Raw genomic sequence first — 15,126 nt, forward strand, 5'->3', positions numbered from 1 at the left:
GCAGGAAGGGGAAAAGTGCCGCGCCGGAGAGGAAGGCGGCGCGGCACAGTGGGAGCGGCGGGGCGCTCTCGTCTATTCGTTCGCCAGCGCGCGGGAAGCGAACTGGGCCTGGCGCTGCCGGGCCGTGGCCAGCCGGACCTGCGGCGCCGCGCCGGCGACCGCTTCGGCGATGCATTGGCGCGCGATCACCGCCGCCTGCAGCGGCGCCGTGCCGCCGTTCACGCAGAGGCGTTCGGCGGCCTTGCGCACCCGGTTCTCCAGCTGGCGCAACCCCGCGCTGGTGGAGAGATCGAGGTCGCCGTGATGCACGGCGACGGAGCGCACCTTGGCCGGAGCCGCGCCAGGTTCGGCAGCGTGGACGGGCGCGCCGGTGGCGGCGAGCGTGGCGGCGGTGGTGAGGAGCGCCGCCGCAAAGGCGAGGCCGGCGAATTTTCCCTGAACGATCATCATCTGTCTCCCGTCAGCACTTGGCGGCCGAGTTCGCGCGCCAGGGGGCGGCGAATTCGATCGCGTTGAGGCGCTCGAAAGCGCGCATCGTGGTGTCCAGCAGCTGGCCCAGCTGCTCCGCGAAAAGGTGGCCATGCTCCGCCCAAAGGCGGCCATCGATCTGGTCGCGCATCTTATGATCCTTCTTTCCATGTCCGCCGGTCGTTCATGTCCGGCACAGGAGGAAGATGGCTGGAAAGCGGCTGCGGCGCCAACTAAAGGCTCGACATGGATGATAAGGGTGGCTTATCGTTACGGGGATGCGTCAGATCCCGCCTCTGCCGGCCGTCAGGGTCTTTGAAGCCGCCGCTCGCCACCAGAATTTCACCAGCGCGGCAGCCGAGCTCGGCATGACTCAAGCGGCGGTCAGTTATCAAATAAAGCTGCTGGAAGAACGGCTTGGCCTGCCTCTCTTCCATCGCCAGAAGCGGCGCGTGGCGCTGACCGATGCGGGCCAGAAGGCCGCCGCTCAGGTCTCGCGCGCTTTCGATGCGCTCGACTCCGCTTTCGCCAGGCTCCGCGCCGAAGACGAATCGATGCTGACGATCTCGACCTCGCACACCTTCGCCAACACCTGGTTCGCGTGGCGGCTGGGCGGGTTCCAGATGGCGCATCCCGATATGGCCGTGCGGCTGGCCGCCACCGATGCGCTCGCCGATTTCGTCACCGACGATGTCGACGTGGCGGTGCGGGCGGGTCGCGAACCCGCCTGGCCGGGCCTCCATGCGGAGCGGCTGATGCGGGTCAATTTCACGCCGATGTGCAGCCCGGCTTTCCTCGAAAGCCACGGCGGCAAGCTCGAGCCCGCCGACCTCCTCCGCCTGCCGCTCGTTAGCCCGCAGGACGTGTGGTGGTCATACTGGCTGGAGGAGGCGGGCGTCAACGTGCCCGACGGCGCGATCCGGCCGGGCCTCCGCATGGATTCGCAGGCGCATGAAGGCAATGCCGCTCTCGCCGGGCAGGGGATGGCGATGCTGACGCCCTTCTTCTGGCGCGTCGACCTTGCCCAGGGACGGCTGGTGCGGCCGTTCGAGCAAGTCTCCTCACGCGGCTACGGCTATTGGCTGGTTTATCCGGAGCACCGCCGCAACGTGCCCAAGATCAAGCGCTTCCGCGAATGGCTGCTGGCCGAGGTCGAAAGCGACCTTAAAACCCTCGTCGAAGGCTGAAAGCCTTGCTATCGCAGGTGCATGGCCGAGCTTGAAGATCCCTTCGACCAGATTGTCGATGCGTCGTTCGACGACGCCTTGTCGCAGCGTTACCTTGTCTACGCGCTGTCGACGATCACCGCTCGCTCGCTGCCGGACGTGCGCGATGGGCTGAAGCCGGTGCACCGGCGACTGCTCTGGGCGATGCGACTGCTGAAGCTCGATCCTGCGGCGGGCTACAAGAAATGCGCCCGCGTCGTCGGCGACACGATCGGCAAATACCACCCGCATGGCGACCAGTCGGTCTATGACGCGATGGTGCGCCTCGCGCAGACCTTTTCGCTCCGCTATCCGCTCGTGGACGGGCAGGGCAATTTCGGCAATGTCGACGGCGATAACGCCGCCGCCTACCGCTACACCGAGGCGCGGCTGACGCAGACCGCGATCGAGCTGATGGCGGGCCTCGATGAAGGCACGGTCGACTACCGGCCGACCTATAATAATGAGGACGAGGAGCCGGAGGTCTTTCCCGGCCTGTTCCCGAACCTGCTCGCCAACGGCGCGAGTGGGATCGCGGTCGGCATGGCGACCTCGATCCCGCCCCACAATGCCGCCGAATTGATCGATGCCGCGACGCACCTGATCGACAATCCCAAGGCCGAGGATTCGGCCTTGATGGATTTCGTCGCCGGCCCGGATTTTCCGACCGGCGGCGTGATCGTCGACAGTGCCGACACGATCGCGGCGGCCTATCGCACCGGCCGCGGCAGCTTCCGGGTGAGGGCGAAATACAGCCAGGAGGATCTGGGCCGGGGCACCTGGTCGCTGGTGGTCACCGAAATCCCGTTCCAGGTGCAGAAGGGCAAGCTGATCGAGCAGATCGCGGCGCTGATCGCCGAGAAGAAGCTGCCGATCCTGGAGGATGTCCGCGACGAATCGGACGAGGCGATCCGGATCGTGCTGGAGCCCCGAAGCCGCTCGGTCGATCCCGGCGTGCTGATGGACAGCCTGTTCAGGCTGACCGATCTCGAGGTGCGCATCCCGCTCAATCTCAACGTGCTGGACGCGACGCGGACGCCGCGGGTGATGAGCCTCAAGGAGGCGCTCCTCGCCTGGCTGGCCCACCAGTTCGAGGTGCTGGTCCGGCGTTCCAACTACCGGCTCCAGAAGATCGCCGACCGGATCGAGCTGCTCGAAGGCTATCTGGTCGCCTACCTCAACCTCGACCGGGTGATCGAGATCATCCGCACCGAGGATGAGCCGAAGCCGGTGATGATGGCCGAGTTCGGCCTCACCGACCGTCAGGCCGAGGCCATCCTCAACATGCGCCTGCGCTCCCTGCGCAAGCTGGAGGAGATGCAGATCCGCGGCGAGCGCGACACGCTCGAGAAGGAGCGGGATGAGCTACAGAAGCTGATCGAAAGCCCGGCGCGGCAGCGCACGCGGCTGAAGAAGGATCTGGCCGATCTCCGCAAGCGCTACGCGGAGGACACGGAGATCGGCGCGCGGCGCACGCTGATCGAGGAAGCCGGGCCGGCGCGCGAGATTCCGCTGGAGGCGATGATCGAGCGCGAGCCGATCACCGTCATCATGTCCGAGCGCGGCTGGATCCGCGCGATGAAGGGGCATGTCGAGCTGTCGAACTCGGAAGCGCTGAAGTTCAAGGAAGGCGACGGCCCGCGTTTCTTCTTCCACGCCCAGACCACGGACAAATTGCTGCTGGCGGCGGCGAACGGGCGCTTCTTCACGCTTGCGGCGGACAAGCTGCCGGGCGGGCGCGGCTTTGGCGAACCGGTCAAGCTGATGGTCGACCTCGATGGCGAGGGCAGCAACATCGTGGCGCTGTTCCCGGCGAGCGCCGCGTCCAAATTGCTGCTGGCGTCATCCGACGGGCGCGGCTTCGTCACCTCATCGAGCGGGGCCATTGCCGAGACGCGCAAGGGCAAGCAGGTCGTCAACCTCAAGACCGGCGCCACGCTCGCCATCGTCAAGCAGATCGGGCCCGAGGATGATTATGTCGCCGCGATCGGCGACAATCGGAAGATGGTCGTCTTCCCGCTGACCGAGCTCCCGGAGATGGGCCGCGGCCAGGGCGTCGCCCTCCAGCGCTACCGCGACGGAGGTCTCTCCGACGTGACTACTTTCAAGTTCGCGGAAGGCATGAGCTGGAGCATGGGCGGCGCCACCGGCCGCACCCGCACCGAGGCCGACCTTTCCGCGTGGCGCACCGCTCGCGGCGCCGCCGGCCGGATGCCCCCGGTCGGTTTTCCAAGGGACAATAAGTTTTAAGGGGCAGGACCGGCATTAACTCTTCCGTCCCGCGCGGAAACCGCTGTCACGCATAGCGGAAAGGGAAGATTAACCGCTCACGTTTAGAGCCTCCTGTCATGCAGGTCGCGTCCACGCCCCGGCGCAGGAAAACGCCGGACACTGCCGCTGCCCCGATCCGGGCTGCGAAACGCGCCGTCGTGGCCATCGCCCCGGAAGAGGCAGCCGGCGCCCAGCAGGAATATCTCGACGCCTTGCCCATCGCTGCGGCGGTGGTCGGGCGTTCGCGTGCGGGGCTGCACGAGATCGAGCGCACCAACGACCATTTCCGCCACCTTGCCCGCTGCGACGAGCGTCTGGACGGCGGTGCGATCGATCGCATCGACCTGCTCCAGCGCGGCCCGATCGGCCTCAGCCTGCGCGACTTCCTCGACGGGTCGGAGCCGGTGCACCAGTTCGAAGGGGGCGACGGGCAGGTGATCGGCGGTCGCCATTTCCTGGTGCGGCTGGCGCGGCTCAGCCCGACGGCGGGCCATCCCAGCCGCTGCCTCGTTTCGCTGATCGACAAAACCGCGCAAGTCGAGACCGAGAAAAGCCTGCGCGCGGAGATGCTCCGCGACAGCCTCACCGGCCTCCCCAACCGCCTCGCCTTCAACGAACGGGTGGAGGAGATCCTCGAGCATCCCAATTTCCGCGATGGCAGTCACGCAGTCGTGGTCGTCGACATGACCCGCTTCAGCCGCGTCAACGAATGCGTCGGCGCGATGGCCGGCGACGAATTGCTGATCAGCTTCGCGCGGCGGCTGTTCTCGGCGCTCAGGGCAGGCGACGTGCTCGCCCGCACCGGCGGCGACGAGTTCGGCATCCTCATGCGGCTCGACAACGGTCTCAAGGACGCGCTGGAGCTCGGCGAGCGGATCCGCTCGGTCCTGGCGACGCCGTTCCGGCTGTCGGAGCTGGAAATCCGGGTCGATTGCTCGGTTGGCTGCGCCCTGCTGACCGGCGGCGTCGAGCTGGCCGAGGAGATTCTTCGCAACGCCCAGTTCGCGCTCAAGCGCTCGAAGCTGACCGGGCGGACGCAGGTCTATGAACCCAACCAGGCGCAGGCAGCCCGCCATCGCTTCAGCATCGAGACCGAGCTCCGCCGCGCCATCGAAGGCGACCGGCTGAAGCTCGCCTACCAGCCGTTGATCGACCTGCCGACCGGGCAGGTGTCCGGCTTCGAAGCGCTGGCACGCTGGGAGCATGAGGACCGGGGCCAGATTTCGCCGACGGAATTCATCCCGGTCGCCGAGGAATCGGGCCTGATCCTGGCGCTTGGCCGCTGGGCGCTCGATTCCGCCGCCCGAACCTTGGCGGAATGGGACCGAAAGACCGGCAAGCGCCTGCCGCTGACGGTCGGCGTAAACCTTTCGGCCATCCAAATTGCTCGCGACGACGTGGCGGCCGCCGTCTCGGGCGCGCTGAATTCCAGCGGCATCGCCGGCAACCGGCTGACGCTGGAGCTGACCGAGAGCGCGATCATCCAGGATCCCCAGCGCGCGACGCGGGTGCTGGAGGCGCTGAAGGCCCTCGATGCCAAGGTCGCGATGGACGATTTCGGCACCGGCTACACTTCGCTCTCCTATCTCCAGCGGCTGCCGATCGACACGCTGAAGATCGACCGCAGCTTCGTCGCCGGCATGCTGGGCGACGGGGATTCGGTCGCGATCGTGCGGGCCATCTTGTCGCTGGCGGAAGCGCTCGGCCTTGCCACCACCGCCGAGGGAATCGAGTCCGAGGAACTCGCCAAGGCGCTGACCGAGCTTGGCTGCTCCCACGGCCAAGGCTTCTACTTCGCCAAGCCGCTCGATCCGGAAGCGGCGCTCGATTACTGGCTGGCGCGCAACGCCTGATCGACCCGGGCGCGGGCGAGCTGCCGCACCCCCTCTTCATCCAGCGCAAAGCCGCCTTCGATCCATTCCCGCTCGATCGATTGCAGGGTCGCGGCGACGATCGGCCCCGGCCTGAGACCTATCTGGATGAGATCGCCGCCAGTCAGCGGGAATCGTGGGCGCGCATAGCCGCCGAGGCTCTGCACCTTGTCGGCGGTCACGGAATCCCCTTCCTCTCCCAGCAGCAGCCGGTCGACCGCCTCGTCGGCACCGATACGATAAGCGAGGGCGAGCGGTCGTGCGCCGTCGCCGGGCTTGCGCTCGGCGGCGGCGACGATCCGCTTGATCGCCTTGTTGGAGAGGCGGAGCCGCGCCGACAGCGAAGCGGCGAGGCTCGGCTCCGGCGGGAGCAGGGCGGCGAGGCGGCGCACCGCTTCGGGCTCGATTCCCGAAAGGCTCTCGCGGCGGACCAGCGCCGCAAGCCGGTCGACACCCTCGGAGCCGATCTCCGGCAGGACGGGCTTGAATATGCCTCGCTCGACCATCAGCCTGACTGTGGCGGTGGGATCGGGCAGAGCGAGGAGCTTCAGCAACTCGTCCGCAATCCGCTCCCGTGACAGGGCCATGAGGTCGTTGGCGCGGGCCTCGCAGGCATCGAGCGCGGCGGGGTCCGGAGCGCCGGCGCCGAAGCGGGCGTGGAAGCGGAACAGGCGCAGGATGCGCAGATGATCCTCGGCGATCCGGGTCAGGGGATCACCGATGAACCTGACCCGGCGGTCCTGGAGATCGGCAAGTCCGCTGAAATAATCGAAGATCTCGCCGCTCGCGGGATCCGCGTAGAAGGCGTTGATGGTGAAGTCGCGGCGGGCGGCATCTTCCTGCCAGTCGTCCGTATAGGCGATCGTCGCGCGGCGGCCGTCGGTCGCGACGTCGCGGCGCAGGGTCGTGACCTCGACGGGCGCGCCGCCGACGATCGCGGTGACGGTGCCGTGGGCGAGGCCGGTCGGCACCGCCTTGATGTGCGCGGCTTTGAGGCGCTCCATCACCGTCTCCGGCGCGAGGCGGGTGGCGAGATCGATGTCGCTGACCTTTATGTCGAGCAAGGTGTCGCGGATGGCACCGCCGACGAAGCGGGTATCGCCCTCGGCCGCGCCGAGTGTGGCCAGAAGCTTACGCATGCCGGAGCGGCTCCGCCAGGGCGCTTCGGGGAGCCTCATGAGACGAGCGCCAGGCGGCGGCTGAGATTGACGATCATCGCCGCGGTCGCGCCCCAGATGCGGCGGCCTTCATAGTCGATCTCGTAATAGCTGCGCTCCCGGCCCCGCCACATCGCCGTCCTGACGAGCTGATGCTCCGGCCGGAGGAGATAGTAGAGCGGTGCCTCGAAGACGTCGGCCACCTCCCCCGGGTGCGGCTCGAGCGGGAGGCCGGGCGGCACGACGCCGACCACCGGAGTGACTTCGAAACCGGTGATGGTGCGGTAGCGGTCGGCGATGCCGATCACTTCCACCGCAGAGCGAGGCAGGGCGATCTCCTCCTCCGCTTCGCGCAGGGCCGCGGCGATCGGGCCGTCGTCGCCCGGATCGATCCGGCCACCCGGAAAGGCGATCTGGCCAGCGTGGCGGCGCATCGTCTCCGGCCGCACGGTGAGGATGACGGTCGGCTCCGGTCGGTCGACCACCGCCACCAGAACCGCCGCCGGCGTGATCGTTTCGGAATCGGGGAGCTGCGGGTCGAGCGGATCGCCATCGATCAGCTCGGGCGAGCGGCGATGTCCCAGCTCCAGCGCTTCCCGCAGGGTCTGCGCGAGGCTCACGACGCGTCCAGCGGAAAGAAGACGCCGCTGCTCCAGAGGCCCGGCGGCTCGGCGCCTTCGGCCAGGGCGAAATTGGCGAGCTCATAATAAACGGGCCGGGCGATCAGTGCGTCGAGGCCGCGGCGGACCTCCAGATAAGGGTGGGGACCGTCCTCGCCGTCTTTCAGGCGGAGCGGGTGGTCCGGGCCGGCAACAACCACATCTCCGGTATTGAGCCGGAAGGCGAGTGAGCGTTCGCGGCCTTCGCCGTTACTCTTCAGCTCGACCGCGACGAAGGGCGCATCCTCGACCTCGATATCGAGCTTCTCGACGGGCGTGACGAGCACATAGCCGCCGTCGGCCTCGCGCCTCAATATGGTGGAGAAGAGCCGCACCATCGCCTGACGGCCGATCGGGCTGCCCTGATGAAACCAGGTGCCGTCGCGGGCGATGCGCATGTCGCTGGGGCCGCAATGGGTAGGGTTCCAGCTCTCCACCGGGGGCAGCCTGCGCTCCGCCGCGAGCCGGGCGATCTCGGCGAGCGAGAGACGGCTGAGGTCCTGCGGGGGCTCCGGCATCGGCATCGCGCCTCAGGTAGGGGATCGACAGGCCAAGCGCAAAGCTCCTATCCGGCGCCGCCATGGCAGGTGAGTTCACGGGGCCGCGGACGGCGATCGTCACTGGCGGTGCGAAGCGGATCGGCGCGGAGATCGCCCGTGCGCTGGCTGCCGACGGCTGGCACCTGCTGATCCACTGCAACCGGTCGCGGGCCGAGGCGGACGCGCTCGCCGCCGAACTGGGCAACGCCGGGGTGGTGGAGGCGGAGCTTGCAGAGGCAGATGCGGCCGAGCGTATCTTCACCGCCGCGCGGGACCTGCCGCCGGTGCGGCTGCTGGTGAACAACGCGTCGCGATTCGCCTATGACGATGCCGACGGGTTCAGCGTCACGGAGTGGGACCTCAACCACGCGATCAACCTGCGTGCGCCGGCACTGCTGTCGCAGGCGTTCGCGAAGCGGGCGGAGGGCGGCGGGCTGATCATCAACCTGCTCGATGCCAAGCTCTGCCACCCGAACCCCGATTTCTTCAGCTACACCATCACCAAGATGGGGCTGGCCGGCCTCACCGAGCTGACCGCCCGCGCCTATGCCGCCCGGGGCATCCGCGTCTGCGGCATCGCACCGTCCGTGACCCTGGTCTCGGGGCCGCAGAGCCGCGACAATTTCGAGGAGGTGCACGGCCTCAACGCGCTCGGCCGCGGCGTCGACGTGAGCGAGATCGTCGCCGCCTTGCGCTTCATCATCGCCACGCCGACCTATACCGGCCAGACCATCGTCCTCGATGCGGGCCAGCGCTTCCTCGGTCTCTCCCGCGATGTTCAATTCCTGTCGCCCTCCGGCGACGGGCAATTCCTGGAGCCCAACACGTGAACCACAGGCCCAAGATCGATGGCCTCGTGCCCGATCACCTCGCGCCCAAGACCCGCAAGATCGTACTCGAGGATTTCAGCCTCGACGTCGACATCGGCTTCCATGAATTCGAGGTCGGCGCGCCGCAGCGGCTGCTGATCAGCGTCGAAGTGTGGGTGGACGAAAAATCCTTCGCTGCCGAGGACGACGAAGCCCAAGCGTGGGATTACGACTTCCTGAGGACGGAGATCCGTGCCATCGCGGGAGCGCGGCGCTGGAACCTGCAGGAGACACTCGTCCGCGCGATCTACGATCTGGTCGCTGCCCGCCGCGGCGTGACCGCGCTTCGCGTGCGCAGCCGCAAGCCCGACATCTATCCAGATTGCGCCGGCGTCGGCGTAGACCTGGCTAGCTTCTAGTCCTGGTGCGGAGGCACGGGCCGAGACCCTCCAGCACCAGGCGATAATCTGCTGCAATCGCCTGCGCTTCCTCCGCCCCCGCTTCATTCAGGCTCTGGCGGGGCAGGGCGCGCGGCAGCGAGCAGGCGAGGCGGTACCAGAGTAAGGTGTCGCGCGACGGAGCGGCGGCGCTGTCGTCGACGATCTCGGTCAGCGACACCGCCCATTGCGGTGCCTGGCCGGGCCGGCGCAGCACGTTGAGTGAGACCGGCCGATTGTCGGCCGTAAGCAGGAAGATTTGGGTCTCGCTCTCGCCGGGCAGCGAGCCGGGCACGTGGAAGGCCCGGCCGATGCCCACGATCTCGGGCGCGGCGCCTGGGCCCGCCGCTTCGCGCAGGATCGTCCGCAGCCGCTCGGCATCCGCAGGAGCGAAAGCGAGCTGGGCGTCGAGGCCGGTCAGGCGCAGCTCGTTCGCCCGGCCGGGCACCGGAGCCGCGAACAGGAGATGCTCGCTTCCCTTGCGCAGCCTGGGCGGCTTGCCGCCCTCGTTCGGAAGATCGACGAGATAGGCGACGCGGGCAGAGAGGCCGCCCGGGCTGCGGATCAGGGAGAGGACTTCGGCCTCGACATAGAAGCGGGTGCGGCCGGCTGCGAGGCCAGGCGCCTCCTCCGGTTTGAGCCGCGCGGCGCTCGCAACCCGAATGTGGGCGACAACCGGTGCGTCCAGGGCGAGGTCGGCAAGGTCGGCGTAGCTCAGTCGCGAGGGCGCAGGCACCGGCGCCTGCGATTCGGCGGGAGGGCTCAAAGCGAGCGCGGCAAGGGCCGCGGCGGCAGTTCCAAAGTGGCTCATCTTCATGCGAACAGGCTTTTCGTTACGGCTGCTGAATGGCTCGTTAACCCCTGATTAGCCACGTTTTTGGCTGTTTACAGCCGTTTTCGACCAGCGGTGTCACTTCGCACAGGAGGATTGCCTCCGAAATGACAGGACGTTAGAGACGCAAACCCTAGCCATGAGATGTTGAAACATCCATGGACCCGTAATGGTTCGGCTGCGTTGTCTGCCTGCCCGCCGCTACGGCATAACTCGTGAGAGGGAGTGTGGCTGATTAATGGCATATGCTGACCAAAAGATGAGCAACGGGCGGATCGCGGCGATCGTGATCGTCGCTTTGCTCCATGCTCTGCTCGGCTACGCGTTCATCACCGGTCTTGCCTACAACGTCATCAAGAAGGCCGCCGAGGACCTCAAGACCTTCGACGTTGTGGAAGAGCCGCCGCCCCCCGAGGAGGAGCCGCCGCCCCCGCCGCCCGACGTGCAGCCGGTTCAGCCGCCGCCCGTCGTCTCGCCGCCGCCGATCGTGCGCGTCAACACGCCGGCTCCGGTTGTCCAGACGGTCCGCCAGGCGCCGCCGGTAGTGATCACGCCGACCGCGCCGCCGGCACCGCCGGCACCGCCGGCGCCGCCGCCGCCGCCGCCGCCTCCGGTGAAGGTCGAACCGGCTCGCGCTCGCGCCAACCTCGCCTCCTACATCTCGGACTCCGACTATCCGGACGCCGCGATCCGTTCGGAGGAGCAGGGGACGACCGGGTTCCGGCTGGAAATCGGCCCCAACGGCCGCGTCACCAACTGCACGATCACCTCGTCGAGCGGATCTTCTACGCTCGACCGGGCAACCTGTCGGATCATGACGAGCCGAGCCCGCTTCACGCCCGCCAGGGACAGCAGCGGTCAGCCGACAAACGACAGCACGTCGAGCAGGATTACCTGGCGCCTGCCGGAAGACTAAAGACCCGTATCACAGCGATTTTCATCTTAAGACTGAGAGGAAACGAACATCATGGCAGCACCAGCAGCAGGCGGTGAAAACCCCTATGGCCTCATGGCCGCACTCGAACAGGGCGGCACGATCGCCTATGCGACTTTCGGTATCCTCGTGATCATGTCGGCCGCGTCCTGGTACATCCTGTTCGTCAAGCTGTTCGAACAGCAGAAGATCATCAACCAGGGCAAGAAGGCGCGCACCAGCTTCTGGCAGGCGGCGAACCTGCGCGAAGGCGCCGCCAAGCTCGAGAAGAACAGCGCCTACCGTCAGATTGTCGACGACGCGATCGTGGCGCAGGAGCAGCATGACAAGCTCACCGATCCGATCGACCAGCATGACTGGATGATGGGCTCGCTCGCCCGCAGCCAGGGCGCGATCGCGTCCAAGCTCTCGACCGGCCTGGCGCTGCTCGCCACCGTCGGCTCGACGGCACCGTTCATCGGCCTGTTCGGCACTGTGATCGGCATCTACCGCGCGCTCATCAAGATCGGCGCCGCCGGTCAGGCGTCGATCGACGCGGTCGCCGGCCCGGTCGGCGAAGCGCTGATCATGACCGCGCTGGGCCTCGCCGTGGCGGTGCCTGCGGTTATGGCCTACAACTGGCTGATGCGTCGCAACAAGGCGGTGCTCGAGGAGCTGGCGCGCTTCACCAACGACGTGCACGGCTACATGATGTCCGGCGGTTCCGTCCGTCCGGCCACTGCCGCTGCGGGCCGCGCCGCCGCGACGCCGACCAAGGCGGGCAGCACGGCGACCGGCAGCGCCACCGGCACCACCACCGCCAGCGCCAACAAGATGTAATCGAATCGGCGGGGCGTTCCCGGACGCCCCGCCGTTCAGGGCTGGTTACACAAGACCCGCCAGATTGAGACCAAGGACAGGACGAATCCCCCATGGCGATGAATGTCGGCTCTCCGGACAGCAGTGGCGAAGAAACTCCGATGTCGGACATCAACACGACGCCACTCGTGGACGTCATGCTGGTGCTTCTCATCATCTTCCTCATCACCGTTCCGGTCGTGATCCAAACGGTCGACGTCGATCTGCCCAAGGTCAGGTTCGAACCGACCACCACCAAGCCCGAGAACGTCTCCCTCTCCGTTCGCGGCACCCAGGGTAATTGCGAGGTCTATTGGGGCCTCCAGAAGGTCAATTCGGAAGAGCTTCTCGACCGCGCCGTCGAGAAGCTGAAGAACGAGATCGAGCGCCAGGGTGGACCCGACAACGTCACCGACCTGCCGGAGGCGCACATCCGCGGCGACATCAACACCCATTATAGCTGCGTCGGCGGCGCCGTCTTCACCATGCAGCGCGCCGGCTTCAGCCGGGTCGGCTTCATTTCCGAGCCCGCCCCGGGCGGCGCCACCACCCGCCTCTAAGTTTCAGGAGTAATACGCCATGGCAATGTCGACTGGTGGCGCCGAAGGCGAACCGATGATGGACATCAACACGACGCCGCTCATCGACGTCATGCTGGTGCTGCTGATCATGTTCATCATCACGATCCCCATCCAAACCCACGCGGTGAAGCTCGACCTGCCGGTCGACAGCCAGCAGAACAATCCGCCGCCAATCGACCCGATCAAGAACAAGATCGTGATCGAGCCGAGCGGCACGATCCTGTGGAACGGCGCCCCGGTGAACGAGGTGCAGCTGCGGCAGTATCTCGACATCACCCAGACGATGACCCCGGTCCCCGAGCTCCACCTCCAGCCGCACCCGCAGGCGCGCTATGAGGTCGTCGACCAGGTGCTCGCCGTCACCAAGCGGGCGAATGTCGAGGCAATGGGCTTCGTCGGCAACGAGGCCTACGCCAACTTCTGACGGCAAGCTCGTTCGAAAGCGTGAGGGGCGGTCTTCGGGCCGCCCTTTTTGTTTCGCCTGATTGCGGTGTGGCCTTCAACGGTGTATGTTATAGCATCACATCTGAGGAGGATCGCATGACTGCAGCGGCGAAAGAGGCGGACGGCGGCGCGATGATGGAGATCAACACCACGCCGCTGATCGACATCATGCTGGTCCTGCTGATCATGTTCCTGGTGACCATTCCGGTCCAGACGCACTCGGTCGAAGTAGATCTACCGCGCCCGACACCCGGCTTGGTCAATCCAGTCAAGAACAAGGTCGTGATCGACCGCGACGGCACGATCCTCTGGAATGGAGCGCCCACCACAGAGCTGCAGCTGCGCCAGTATCTCGATCTCAGCGCGGGCATGACCCCTGCGCCCGAACTTCACCTCCAGCCGCACCCGCAGGCACGCTATGAGGTGGTCGATCGGGTGCTGGCCATCACCAAACGCGCCAAAGTCGAGGCGATGGGCTTCTTCGGCAACGAGGCCTACGCCAGCTTCTGAGCGCACATCTGCGGATGTGAGAAGGGCGGCCGGCGGCCGCCCTTCCTTTTTCGAAAGCCGTAAGCCGGGTCGTTATTCCCTGTCGCCCTGCCCGTCCTGGAGCGGGCTGACGCCACCGGGCGGGCGGCCGGTGCCCGTGCCGCCTTGGGCATGAACGCCTCCCATGCCGCCGGGGCTGCCGGCGTCGGGAGCGCCGGCCCCGGCTTCGCCTGTCGCCTCGCTGCGATCGGCGCTCATGTCGCCGCTCACGGAGCCGGCGCCGGTGAGGCCGGTGCGAGGATTGTCGCCGCCGCCGAGACGGTTCGCCAGATCTTCGCCCTGACCTTCACGCGGGAGGCCAATCGCGGCGTTTGAGCCGGCGGGGCTGTCGGGGCCGGTGACATTGCCGCGTTCGTTATAATTGGCAGAGCCGAGCGATCCCTGGCCGCCGGGGCCGGTGGGGGCTCCGCCGCCGGCCTCACCGACCGGGCTGCCGCCGGCGCTGGCCATGCCGATCGGGCCCTTGTCCCCGCCGGCGGGGCTGTCCCTGCCCGCCGCCGAGGCCGCCGACGAGCCGCCAGGTTGGTCGGGAGAGGCGGCGCTGCTGTCGCCGCCGGTCATGCTGGCGGCGCCGGTCGTGCCGCCTTCGAGGTCGTCCTTGATCCCGCCCGTAATCGGCGCACCGTCGCGGCTGCCTTGCTCGTCAAGTGTCGCCTGATCCTGCTGCTGGTCCATGTTCTTTGCTCCTTGTCCTTGGATATTCAGGCGCGGCTTTCGCCGCCCGGGCTCGCCGTGCCGCTTGGCCCGGTGCCGCCGCCGCCGCCGCCGAGATCGCCGGTGTCGCCCGGCGTGCCGGAGCCGGTCTCGCCGCGGCGCGCGCCCTGGCCGATGGCTTCGGCGCTGGTCGGGCCGCCGCTCAGCCGCTCTGCGCCGGGTTCCCGGTCGCTTGCAGCGTCGGCGAGCGAGCCGTCGGCCGTGCCCAGCGCCGCGGCTTCCGCGGCGATGCCGCCGCCGTCGAGGCCGGAAAGGCTGCCGGTGCCAGCGCCGAACGGTGTCTCCCCGCCAAGCATGTCGCCGGGGACGCCGCCGCTGGTTCCACCGCTCCCACCGATCGCTCCGCCCGAAGGCTCGCCTCGGCCGGCACTCGTGCCGCCGCCGCTTGAGCCGCCCGCGCCGCCGAGATCTTCATCCTCGCGGTCGGCGAGTTCGGATGCGTTCAATCCGCCTTGCTGCGTCATCTCATTCTCCCTTAGCGGTCGCGGCTGCTGCCGCCTGGATGGCGCTGGCCGCCCTGGCCGAGTTCGCCGTGGCCGGCGCCGCCGGTCTCGAGGAGGTCGCCGCCGCGATCGCGGCGGGCATTGTTCTCGTCGGTGTCGACGGGGCCGTCCTGCGGTCCTCCGGCGCCGAGACCGCCGCGACTATCGTCCCGGTCCGGTTTCATCTTGGGCATGTCGGTGCTCCTTGCTGCGCCTGATGAAACGGCCGCGGCAGCGATGCCGTTCCAGCGGAACGCGAAGGAAGAGGCGAGGGGAGGCTGATGGCGCCTGAAAGGAAAATGGGGGCCGGCGTCGCCGCCGGCCCCCACCCTCGTCC

General features: G+C 67.6%; 19 protein-coding genes. 10 read left to right on the plus strand and 9 right to left on the minus strand.

Translation table 11 applies throughout. The annotated features are described in order from the left end of the window. Positions 1-72: 72 nt before the first annotated feature. Together AC5JBD_RS05385 and AC5JBD_RS05390 are read right to left on the minus strand one after the other, a co-directional pair. Entirely contained in the window at positions 73-447 is a 375-nt protein-coding gene (locus AC5JBD_RS05385; protein ID WP_495720728.1) for a UrcA family protein, read from the minus strand. A gap of 13 nt (positions 448-460) precedes the next feature. Beyond that, positions 461-619 (minus strand): hypothetical protein, encoded by a 159-nt coding sequence (locus tag AC5JBD_RS05390; protein WP_495720729.1) that lies wholly within the window; start codon positions 617-619, stop codon positions 461-463. A gap of 127 nt (positions 620-746) precedes the next feature. Here AC5JBD_RS05390 and gcvA point away from each other — a divergent pair, with 127 nt between their 5' ends. The 3 genes from gcvA (at position 747) to AC5JBD_RS05405 (ending at position 5,797) form a co-directional block, all read left to right on the plus strand. Further along, positions 747-1,655, plus strand: a complete 909-nt coding sequence (gene gcvA / locus AC5JBD_RS05395; RefSeq protein WP_495720730.1) for a transcriptional regulator GcvA — start codon at positions 747-749, stop codon at positions 1,653-1,655. Positions 1,656-1,676: 21 nt separating this feature from the next. Further along, a complete protein-coding gene (parC, locus tag AC5JBD_RS05400; protein ID WP_495720731.1) occupies positions 1,677-3,923 on the plus strand; it encodes a DNA topoisomerase IV subunit A in 2,247 nt (748 codons plus the stop codon). A 179-nt stretch (positions 3,924-4,102) separates the two neighbouring features. Further along, a complete protein-coding gene (locus tag AC5JBD_RS05405) occupies positions 4,103-5,797 on the plus strand; it encodes a putative bifunctional diguanylate cyclase/phosphodiesterase (protein WP_495720732.1) in 1,695 nt (564 codons plus the stop codon). On the opposite strand, the gene AC5JBD_RS05410 is transcribed toward AC5JBD_RS05405, so the two are convergent. Genes AC5JBD_RS05410 through AC5JBD_RS05420 form a run of 3 tightly spaced genes read right to left on the minus strand, consistent with a single transcriptional unit; the run spans position 5,773 to position 8,155 of the window. Beyond that, positions 5,773-6,954 (minus strand): CCA tRNA nucleotidyltransferase, encoded by a 1,182-nt coding sequence (locus tag AC5JBD_RS05410; protein ID WP_495720733.1) that lies wholly within the window; start codon positions 6,952-6,954, stop codon positions 5,773-5,775. The genes AC5JBD_RS05405 and AC5JBD_RS05410 overlap by 25 nt on opposite strands. Before the next feature lie 35 nt (positions 6,955-6,989). Further along, positions 6,990-7,592 (minus strand): CoA pyrophosphatase, encoded by a 603-nt coding sequence (locus tag AC5JBD_RS05415; protein WP_495720734.1) that lies wholly within the window; start codon positions 7,590-7,592, stop codon positions 6,990-6,992. Continuing rightward, positions 7,589-8,155 (minus strand): DUF1285 domain-containing protein, encoded by a 567-nt coding sequence (locus AC5JBD_RS05420; protein WP_495720735.1) that lies wholly within the window; start codon positions 8,153-8,155, stop codon positions 7,589-7,591. The genes AC5JBD_RS05415 and AC5JBD_RS05420 overlap by 4 nt, the downstream gene beginning before the upstream one ends. A 56-nt stretch (positions 8,156-8,211) precedes the next feature. Between AC5JBD_RS05420 and AC5JBD_RS05425 the strand changes: the two genes are divergently transcribed. Continuing rightward, complete coding sequence (locus tag AC5JBD_RS05425; protein ID WP_495720736.1) at positions 8,212-9,000, plus strand: SDR family NAD(P)-dependent oxidoreductase; 789 nt, start codon at positions 8,212-8,214, stop codon at positions 8,998-9,000. Continuing rightward, positions 8,997-9,398, plus strand: a complete 402-nt coding sequence (locus tag AC5JBD_RS05430) for a dihydroneopterin aldolase (protein WP_495720737.1) — start codon at positions 8,997-8,999, stop codon at positions 9,396-9,398. Before AC5JBD_RS05425 ends, AC5JBD_RS05430 begins: the two co-directional genes overlap by 4 nt. On the opposite strand, the gene AC5JBD_RS05435 is transcribed toward AC5JBD_RS05430, so the two are convergent. Continuing rightward, on the minus strand, positions 9,388-10,227 hold the full coding sequence (locus AC5JBD_RS05435) for a hypothetical protein (RefSeq protein ID WP_495720738.1): 840 nt from the start codon (positions 10,225-10,227) through the stop codon (positions 9,388-9,390). The two genes, AC5JBD_RS05430 and AC5JBD_RS05435, sit on opposite strands and share 11 nt — an antisense overlap. A 259-nt stretch (positions 10,228-10,486) precedes the next feature. Here AC5JBD_RS05435 and AC5JBD_RS05440 point away from each other — a divergent pair, with 259 nt between their 5' ends. The 5 genes from AC5JBD_RS05440 (at position 10,487) to AC5JBD_RS05460 (ending at position 13,554) form a co-directional block, all read left to right on the plus strand. Further along, a complete protein-coding gene (locus AC5JBD_RS05440; RefSeq protein WP_495720739.1) occupies positions 10,487-11,164 on the plus strand; it encodes an energy transducer TonB in 678 nt (225 codons plus the stop codon). Positions 11,165-11,215: 51 nt separating this feature from the next. Further along, positions 11,216-12,001, plus strand: coding sequence for a MotA/TolQ/ExbB proton channel family protein (locus AC5JBD_RS05445; protein ID WP_495720740.1), 786 nt, complete (start codon positions 11,216-11,218; stop codon positions 11,999-12,001). A gap of 92 nt (positions 12,002-12,093) precedes the next feature. Continuing rightward, the gene (locus tag AC5JBD_RS05450) at positions 12,094-12,579 is read left to right on the plus strand and encodes an ExbD/TolR family protein (protein ID WP_495720741.1); all 486 of its coding nucleotides are present in this window, start codon (positions 12,094-12,096) and stop codon (positions 12,577-12,579) included. Between the two features lie 19 nt (positions 12,580-12,598). Continuing rightward, positions 12,599-13,024: an ExbD/TolR family protein gene (locus tag AC5JBD_RS05455; protein WP_495720742.1), complete on the plus strand. Its 426-nt coding sequence runs from the start codon at positions 12,599-12,601 to the stop codon at positions 13,022-13,024. 116 nt (positions 13,025-13,140) lie between these two features. Further along, the gene (locus AC5JBD_RS05460) at positions 13,141-13,554 is read left to right on the plus strand and encodes an ExbD/TolR family protein (RefSeq protein ID WP_495720743.1); all 414 of its coding nucleotides are present in this window, start codon (positions 13,141-13,143) and stop codon (positions 13,552-13,554) included. Positions 13,555-13,626: 72 nt separating this feature from the next. Here the strand turns inward: AC5JBD_RS05460 and AC5JBD_RS05465 are convergent, their stop codons facing one another. Genes AC5JBD_RS05465 through AC5JBD_RS05475 form a run of 3 tightly spaced genes read right to left on the minus strand, consistent with a single transcriptional unit; the run spans position 13,627 to position 14,983 of the window. Beyond that, positions 13,627-14,268, minus strand: a complete 642-nt coding sequence (locus tag AC5JBD_RS05465; protein ID WP_495720744.1) for a hypothetical protein — start codon at positions 14,266-14,268, stop codon at positions 13,627-13,629. 26 nt (positions 14,269-14,294) lie between these two features. After that, positions 14,295-14,771 carry a hypothetical protein gene (locus AC5JBD_RS05470; RefSeq protein ID WP_495720745.1) on the minus strand — a complete coding sequence of 159 codons (477 nt, stop codon included), beginning with the start codon at positions 14,769-14,771 and terminating at the stop codon, positions 14,295-14,297. An 11-nt stretch (positions 14,772-14,782) separates the two neighbouring features. Next, complete coding sequence (locus tag AC5JBD_RS05475) at positions 14,783-14,983, minus strand: hypothetical protein (RefSeq protein WP_495720746.1); 201 nt, start codon at positions 14,981-14,983, stop codon at positions 14,783-14,785. Between the last annotated feature and the right edge of the window lie 143 nt (positions 14,984-15,126).

This window comes from Allosphingosinicella sp., assembly GCF_059502505.1.

Excerpts from the sequence above, each read along its gene's own strand:
- AC5JBD_RS05390 (WP_495720729.1), bottom strand. The coding sequence starts at position 619 with ATGCGCGACCAGATCGATGGCCGCCTTTGGGCGGAGCATGGCCACCTT.
- AC5JBD_RS05460 (WP_495720743.1), top strand. The coding sequence starts at position 13,141 with ATGACTGCAGCGGCGAAAGAGGCGGACGGCGGCGCGATGATGGAGATC.
- AC5JBD_RS05445 (WP_495720740.1), top strand. The coding sequence starts at position 11,216 with ATGGCAGCACCAGCAGCAGGCGGTGAAAACCCCTATGGCCTCATGGCC.
- AC5JBD_RS05470 (WP_495720745.1), bottom strand. The coding sequence starts at position 14,771 with ATGACGCAGCAAGGCGGATTGAACGCATCCGAACTCGCCGACCGCGAG.
- AC5JBD_RS05455 (WP_495720742.1), top strand. The coding sequence starts at position 12,599 with ATGGCAATGTCGACTGGTGGCGCCGAAGGCGAACCGATGATGGACATC.
- AC5JBD_RS05450 (WP_495720741.1), top strand. The coding sequence starts at position 12,094 with ATGGCGATGAATGTCGGCTCTCCGGACAGCAGTGGCGAAGAAACTCCG.
- AC5JBD_RS05425 (WP_495720736.1), top strand. The coding sequence starts at position 8,212 with ATGGCAGGTGAGTTCACGGGGCCGCGGACGGCGATCGTCACTGGCGGT.
- gcvA (WP_495720730.1), top strand. The coding sequence starts at position 747 with ATGCGTCAGATCCCGCCTCTGCCGGCCGTCAGGGTCTTTGAAGCCGCC.
- AC5JBD_RS05410 (WP_495720733.1), bottom strand. The coding sequence starts at position 6,954 with ATGCGTAAGCTTCTGGCCACACTCGGCGCGGCCGAGGGCGATACCCGC.
- AC5JBD_RS05465 (WP_495720744.1), bottom strand. The coding sequence starts at position 14,268 with ATGGACCAGCAGCAGGATCAGGCGACACTTGACGAGCAAGGCAGCCGC.
- parC (WP_495720731.1), top strand. The coding sequence starts at position 1,677 with ATGGCCGAGCTTGAAGATCCCTTCGACCAGATTGTCGATGCGTCGTTC.
- AC5JBD_RS05440 (WP_495720739.1), top strand. The coding sequence starts at position 10,487 with ATGGCATATGCTGACCAAAAGATGAGCAACGGGCGGATCGCGGCGATC.
- AC5JBD_RS05420 (WP_495720735.1), bottom strand. The coding sequence starts at position 8,155 with ATGCCGATGCCGGAGCCCCCGCAGGACCTCAGCCGTCTCTCGCTCGCC.
- AC5JBD_RS05435 (WP_495720738.1), bottom strand. The coding sequence starts at position 10,227 with ATGAGCCACTTTGGAACTGCCGCCGCGGCCCTTGCCGCGCTCGCTTTG.
- AC5JBD_RS05475 (WP_495720746.1), bottom strand. The coding sequence starts at position 14,983 with ATGCCCAAGATGAAACCGGACCGGGACGATAGTCGCGGCGGTCTCGGC.
- AC5JBD_RS05385 (WP_495720728.1), bottom strand. The coding sequence starts at position 447 with ATGATCGTTCAGGGAAAATTCGCCGGCCTCGCCTTTGCGGCGGCGCTC.